The 5965-nt window shown below is 41.7% G+C and carries 6 protein-coding genes and 2 pseudogenes; all 8 read left to right on the top strand.

Annotated elements, in window-relative coordinates; genetic code table 11:
- On the top strand, positions 1 to 999 hold a 999-nt coding region (locus ACFIMC_RS05860; RefSeq protein ID WP_375685706.1), incomplete at its 5' end, for a filamentous hemagglutinin.
- Between the two features lie 20 nt (positions 1000 to 1019).
- Complete coding sequence (locus tag ACFIMC_RS05865; protein WP_375672176.1) at positions 1020 to 1436, top strand: hypothetical protein; 417 nt, start codon at positions 1020 to 1022, stop codon at positions 1434 to 1436.
- Positions 1437 to 1448: 12 nt separating this feature from the next.
- Positions 1449 to 2213, top strand: coding sequence for a filamentous hemagglutinin (locus ACFIMC_RS05870; RefSeq protein WP_375685708.1), 765 nt, complete (start codon positions 1449 to 1451; stop codon positions 2211 to 2213).
- Positions 2210 to 2613, top strand: a pseudogene (locus ACFIMC_RS05875) (hypothetical protein). The gene ACFIMC_RS05870 and the pseudogene ACFIMC_RS05875 overlap by 4 nt, the downstream one beginning before the upstream one ends.
- Positions 2601 to 2729 (top strand): hypothetical protein, encoded by a 129-nt coding sequence (locus ACFIMC_RS05880; RefSeq protein WP_375611068.1) that lies wholly within the window; start codon positions 2601 to 2603, stop codon positions 2727 to 2729. The pseudogene ACFIMC_RS05875 and the gene ACFIMC_RS05880 overlap by 13 nt, the downstream one beginning before the upstream one ends.
- Before the next feature lie 64 nt (positions 2730 to 2793).
- The gene (locus ACFIMC_RS05885; protein ID WP_375616816.1) at positions 2794 to 3270 is read left to right on the top strand and encodes a hypothetical protein; all 477 of its coding nucleotides are present in this window, start codon (positions 2794 to 2796) and stop codon (positions 3268 to 3270) included.
- Between the two features lie 82 nt (positions 3271 to 3352).
- Positions 3353 to 5305: pseudogene (locus ACFIMC_RS05890) on the top strand (hemagglutinin repeat-containing protein); the annotation flags it as partial.
- Positions 5302 to 5709 (top strand): hypothetical protein, encoded by a 408-nt coding sequence (locus ACFIMC_RS05895; RefSeq protein ID WP_375623805.1) that lies wholly within the window; start codon positions 5302 to 5304, stop codon positions 5707 to 5709. The pseudogene ACFIMC_RS05890 and the gene ACFIMC_RS05895, both read left to right, overlap by 4 nt.
- Positions 5710 to 5965 lie beyond the last annotated feature (256 nt).

A 5965-nucleotide genomic window follows, 5' to 3' on the forward strand; every position in this document is an offset into this window, starting at 1 on the left:
GCAGGGCAGAAGGCATTAACAGGGCAAGATGTTGAGCAAGCCATAGCCTCCCTTAATCGGGATACTGCTAGCGCCCATAAGAGTGTACAACAGCTCGATGTAGGCAAGCTGGAACAAATCGTCCATGAAAATCGTGAAATGGCAACCCAACTTTTAGAAGAAGGATTTAAATACAGCGATGATTCCTATAAAACCATGTTTATCAAAGAGCACCCCATCGCCGTGGTCGACCGTGATAAAGACGGAAATATACTCTATAAAAAAGATGAAAATGGAGAGCCTATAGAAGACGCTCGTGGACAAAAAATCCCCAAGTTCCATTATTTAACGGATGAAGAAAAGCAGCATTTACAAGAAGGTTCTGATGGCAAGGTGCATGTGTCCTTTAATGGCATCTTTACGCCACCCTATGAAGCTGCTGTTTATGCAGAGCAACATGCGGAGAATAAAAATGAACCGCTTTATTTTGTTGTGTTCCCAGAAGCCGATTCTGCTATCTCAGAACTTCTGGTCGCGGGCTATCAGAAGTTTATGGAAAATAACTTTTGGGGTTTGACCAATTCCACACAAGAAGCAAAAGATTTGATGTATAACTATGGTCTTACAGGATTAGAACTTTATGGACATAGTCGCGGGACGATGACATTGGGAAATATGCTGAATTCTTTCAAACAAGAAGGTGTTCACGGTATAGCCGACAACACGAATATCAATTTCTATGGACCAGCCTTTAATGTTTTAGTTGCATCCGGTCTGTTAGGTTATGTGAGTGATGGCAAACAAACCATTGTTGGCTTTGATGGGCATAGATATGACTTTGTCAGCAGAATTATTGGCGGCAATGGCTATACCTACGAGACAATACCTGCTGGTAGTAACGTTTGGACAGAATGGTGGAGAGTGATCATGAATCCCATAAGCTCCCATACTTGCCTTGGAGATGCGAGCGATAAGTGTACATGGCGCTATGGCACATCTCATCGTGAACAAAAACCTTGAATTAAATAATGGAGTAAAAAATGAAACACATCGTAAAATTATTAAGTGCTGTAACTTTGTTAAGTATAGCTGGATGTCAGTTTAATAAAACTCCTGGAGGGTATTTGAGCGCGTGGGAGAAAAATGGTGTTACTAATTTTACAGAGGTAGGAAAAGCCTTGTTAGAATGTGGCATGCCAACGCCTTATGATGTCGATCCAGAAAACAGAAAGCAGAGCATTAATGCAAAAGCAACAATTTATGCTTGCATGCTTCAATCAGGGTTTCGCTATAAAGATGAAGAGGTAGCAAGAGCGGGAGGGCCATGTTATACTTTTAGAGCCGAAAACCTTCCGATTTGTCGTCCAGGTGCTGTCATACCACAGCGCAGTGTCAAGAAGCGCTTAAACAGCCCTTTTTGTAAAAAGCATCCAGAACAATATGAATGCTATCCTTAAGTCTTGCTTGTGATGATCAACAATCCGCCATCCTTGCCTTTGCTTGGAATGGTGGGATTGTTTCCTCACGCACATTATTTAACGGATGAAGAACAACAGAATTTACAAAAAGGTTCTGATGGCAAGGTTCATTTTTTCCTCAATGGTATTCTTACAACACCCTATGAGGCGGCTGTTTATGCAGAGCAACATGCGGAGAATAAAAATGTACCGCTTTATTTTGTTGTGTTCCCAGAAGCCGATTCTGCTATTTCAGAACTTCTGGTCGCGGGTTATCAGAAGTTTATGGAAAATAACTTTTGGGGTTTGACCAATTCAACACAAGAAGCAAAAGATTTGATGTATAGCTATGGTCTTACAGGATTAGATCTTTATGGACATAGTCGCGGGACAATGACATTGGGGAATATGCTGAATTCTTTCAAACAAGAAGGTGTTCACGGTATAGCCGACAACACGAATATCAATTTCTATGGACCAGCCTTTAATGTTTTAGTTGCATCCGGTCTGTTAGGTTATGTGAGTGGTGGCAAACAAACCACTATTGGTTTTGATGGGCATAGATTTGACGTTGTAAGCAGATTGATTGGTGGCAATGGCTATGCTTATGAGACAATATCTGCTGGTAGTAACTGGTGGACAGAATGGTGGAGAGTGATCATGAATCCCATAAGCTCCCATACCTGTCTTGGAGATGTGGGTTATAAATGTAGATATGATTATGGTTCATCTCATCGTGAACAAGTTCCTTCAAGTAAATCATGGAGTAAAAAATGAAACACATCGTAAAATTATTAAGTGCTGTAACTTTGTTAAGTATAGCTGGATGTCAGTTTAATAAAACTCCTTCAGGATATTTGACTGCTTGGGAGAAACTGGGAGCAGATTTTACTGAGGTAGGAAAAGGCTTGTTAGAATGTGGTATGCCAACCCCTTATGATAAGGATCCAGAAAGCAGCAAGCTCAGTAATAATGCAATAGCAACAATTCATGCTTGTATGGTTCAATCAGGATTCCGCTATAAAGATGAAAGGGGGGGGGATGGTGTGTAAACCATAAAGCCGAAAACTTGCCCATTTGTCGTCCAGGCGCTGTTGTTCCACAGCGCAGTGTCAAGAAGCGCTTAAACAGCCCTTTTTGTAAAAAATATAAAAACGCACCTGAATGCAAACCTTAAGTGTTTCTATTGGTGATGATCAACAATCTGCCATCCTTGCCTTTGCTTGGAACGGCGGGATTGTTTTCTCAACCAATCATCTCAATATTGTTCACCGTTGTTTTAAGCAGCGGTGACAGGAAATATCAACAGGCTTATGAGCTTTTTTATTGTCAATAAATCCATTGAAAGAGGGGAATAATGAAGAAAATCTTAAAACTATTGAGTTGCATAGCTCTCTTAAATACAGCTGGATGTGTTAACCAACCTCCTCCATCAACTTTAGCATTATGGGAAAAACCAGGTGTCGATAAAGCGATGATCCAACAATCCTTATCAAAATGTGGCTGGAAACCGGTTTATGCTTCTTCTAGTGATATGAATTCGTATGCGAGTGAATTTGCCTCAGTTTATGAGTGCATGAAAAAAGCAGGTTTCCGATATAAACTGCAAGATTCAAAAGGGATCTATTTTACACAACCTCCCAAAAGTGGCTCATTCCTAAGCAATTTAATGATAGCAGGATATCAGCAATTTATGGACAATGACACCTTTGGTGTGACCAACAAAACGAAACAGGAACGGGCTTTACTAACGCATTTTGAGGATGAAAGAAAACGTCAGCAAAAGCAAAAAGCTTTACAAAAGCGATCACCAAAGCGTCCTCCCCATCGTTAAAAGGTCGTTGGATAAAATCACGAATGAAGTAGGGGATCAAAGCCGTCTCCTTCTTTATTCAAGCGGGTGGCACTTTAAATAAGGCAGCATTCATGGTGTTGGCGCTGATATTATCGCTGGTACCAATCCAATCTATGTGCTGGAAAATGATGCACAGAGCGGAAAGATCACCATGGAAGCAGGTAAAGATATCATCTTTGAAAGTGCACAAAACACGCAAAGCACACAAAACAGCAGTGAAAGTGCTTCAATGAGTGTTGGCACCGGTTATGGCACGGGTGGCGCAGGGGCAACGGGCAGTGCTGCTTTTAGTCAAGGGGAAGGTTCCAGTGAGGAAGTTCAACACAAAAACAGCCATATTATAGGCACCGGCACTGTTCATACCACGAGTGGGGCAAACTACCACATTGGCAGGCGCCGTGGTTTCTGGAGAGCGTGTAGAAATGGAAGTAGGGGGTGATTTTTCCATTACCAGCCGCAGTGATACGGGACAAACTTCCAGTAAGCAAAACTCTGTTTCTGTTGGGTTTGGTGCTGGACAAACGGGTGGTGGGGGGGCCATGAGCGCCTCTTTCCAAAAGGATAAATCCTCCAGCGATTATCATAGTGTTGTGGAGCAATCAGGCATCAAAGCGGGTGATGGCGGCTTTAATATCATAGTTAAAGACAAAACAACGCTGACCGGAGGCATCATTGCCAGCACCGCGCCGGCAGATAAAAACAGCCTGACCACAGGAAGCATTAGCACCAGTGATATCAGCAACAGTGCGCATGCTAAAGCCAGCAGCCATGGGTTTAGCATTTCTGGGAATGACACGATAAAAAACATTGCCAAGAATGTTTTAAATCACGGCAAAGCCAAGGATGCAGCAGAAGGGGAAACCAAATCTGCTATCAGCGATGGGACTATCATCCTTACTGATACAACTGGACAGAGGGCGATGGGGCAAGATGCTGGACAAATCATTGGCTCTCTCAACCGCAACACCGCAGCAGCACACCAGGCAGTAGGACAGCTAGATGTCGCACCGCTTGAGGATATATTGCGTAATCGTTTAGGTATGAGAAATAAATGGGTAGATGAATGGTTTGATATATGGGATGGGGTTCGTAAAATGGCATTTTATGTTGACCATCCAGTGGGTGAGGTTGCGCATGATGAAAATGGCAATGTCCTCTATTTAACCGATGAAAATGGAAAACCTATAAAAGGCCGTGATGGAAAATATATCACTCTGTATCACTTTTTAAAGCCAGAGAAAGAAAAGCATTTACAAAAAGGCCCTAATGGTGCTGTTTATATGTTCTACAATGGCATTTTTAATTCACCAGATGATGCGCTGCGGGTAATGCTGTCCAATTGGCTGTTAATAAAAATGGTCCCCTTTATTTTACATACTTTCCCCAAGCTGATGATGTGCTGGTAGAATTAGGGGTAGCATATTATCAAAAGTTTTGGGAGGGTAGCTCTTGGGGGTTGACCAATTCAACCAAAAAGTTCCAAGATTTTATCTATCGTTATGGCAATGACAATGCTATTGTTAGTGGGCATAGCCGTGGTACCTTAACAGTAAGCAATGGAGCAAATGACTTGCAAGAACATGGTATCCACAGTGTAGCCAAGAAAACAGACTTCTATCTTGTTGGAGCGGCTGCTCACATGCAATCGATGGCCAATACAGTAGATTATCTAAGCGATGGCGAAAAAAATTATATCTACATACAAGGTCATATGTTAGACCCCATTAGTACAGTGATTGGTTACAATTGGCCTACGGCTTATAAGGCACCTTTAAATCTAGATTTTTCACTTTTGGAGAAAGGTATAAAAAATCCTTTTTATATGACGATATTTGCAGCAAACAGTTTATTTACTATAGCAACTAATCCTCTCAGAGAGATGGGGAGAGCGGTCTTGGGCCTTAACCCGAGCCCCCATAATTGTTATGCTGATGCGAGTCGTGAGTGTCAAATTAATTATGGTTCATTTGGTTTTAACAAACTTCATTCAACGAGAACAGGGAACAAAAAATGAAAATGTTGTTTAATTTATTAAGCCTGCTCATTCTGTTAACGGTTGCTGGATGTGATATTGAAAACATTGATAAACCTCCTCGAGGAGAGACGGCTGTGTGGGAGAAGCTAGGAGCAGATTCTACGGAGGTAGGAAAAGCATTGCTAGAGTGTGGTTTGCCACACCTTAATTATCTTGAGGATGAAGTTCAAAAGTTAAGCAACAATGAGAATGCAACGATTGATGCTTGCATGATCCAAGCAGGATTCCATTATAAAGGGAGAGCTAGCTGGTGTTCTCCTTTTAACGGTAGAGACCTTCCCATTTGTCAGCCTGGTGCTGTCATCCCGAAGAGAAGTGTCGAAAAGCGCTTAAACAGCCCTTTTTGTAAAAGAAGTCCAGTACAACCTGAATGCAAACCTTAAGTTTTGTTTGTGATGACCGACAATCCCCACACTCACGTTTTTACATGCCTGTGCGGGATTGTTTCCTCAAGCAACCATTTCAATATTGTTCACCGTTGTTTAAACAGCGGTGACAGAAAATATCAACAAGCTTATGAGCTGTTTATTGTAAATAAATCCATTGAAAGAGGGGAAGAATGAAGAAAATCTTAAAACTATTGAGTTGTATAGCTCTGTTAAGTATCACTGGATGTGTTAACTCAATTCCCTCACTTTC

The organism is Bartonella sp. AP21QHHD, from assembly GCF_042196205.1.
In the GTDB taxonomy this organism is placed as follows: Bacteria; Pseudomonadota; Alphaproteobacteria; order Rhizobiales; family Rhizobiaceae; genus Bartonella.

Excerpts from the sequence above, each read along its gene's own strand:
- ACFIMC_RS05865 (WP_375672176.1), top strand. The coding sequence starts at position 1,020 with ATGAAACACATCGTAAAATTATTAAGTGCTGTAACTTTGTTAAGTATA.
- ACFIMC_RS05870 (WP_375685708.1), top strand. The coding sequence starts at position 1,449 with ATGATCAACAATCCGCCATCCTTGCCTTTGCTTGGAATGGTGGGATTG.
- ACFIMC_RS05880 (WP_375611068.1), top strand. The coding sequence starts at position 2,601 with ATGCAAACCTTAAGTGTTTCTATTGGTGATGATCAACAATCTGCCATC.
- ACFIMC_RS05885 (WP_375616816.1), top strand. The coding sequence starts at position 2,794 with ATGAAGAAAATCTTAAAACTATTGAGTTGCATAGCTCTCTTAAATACA.
- ACFIMC_RS05895 (WP_375623805.1), top strand. The coding sequence starts at position 5,302 with ATGAAAATGTTGTTTAATTTATTAAGCCTGCTCATTCTGTTAACGGTT.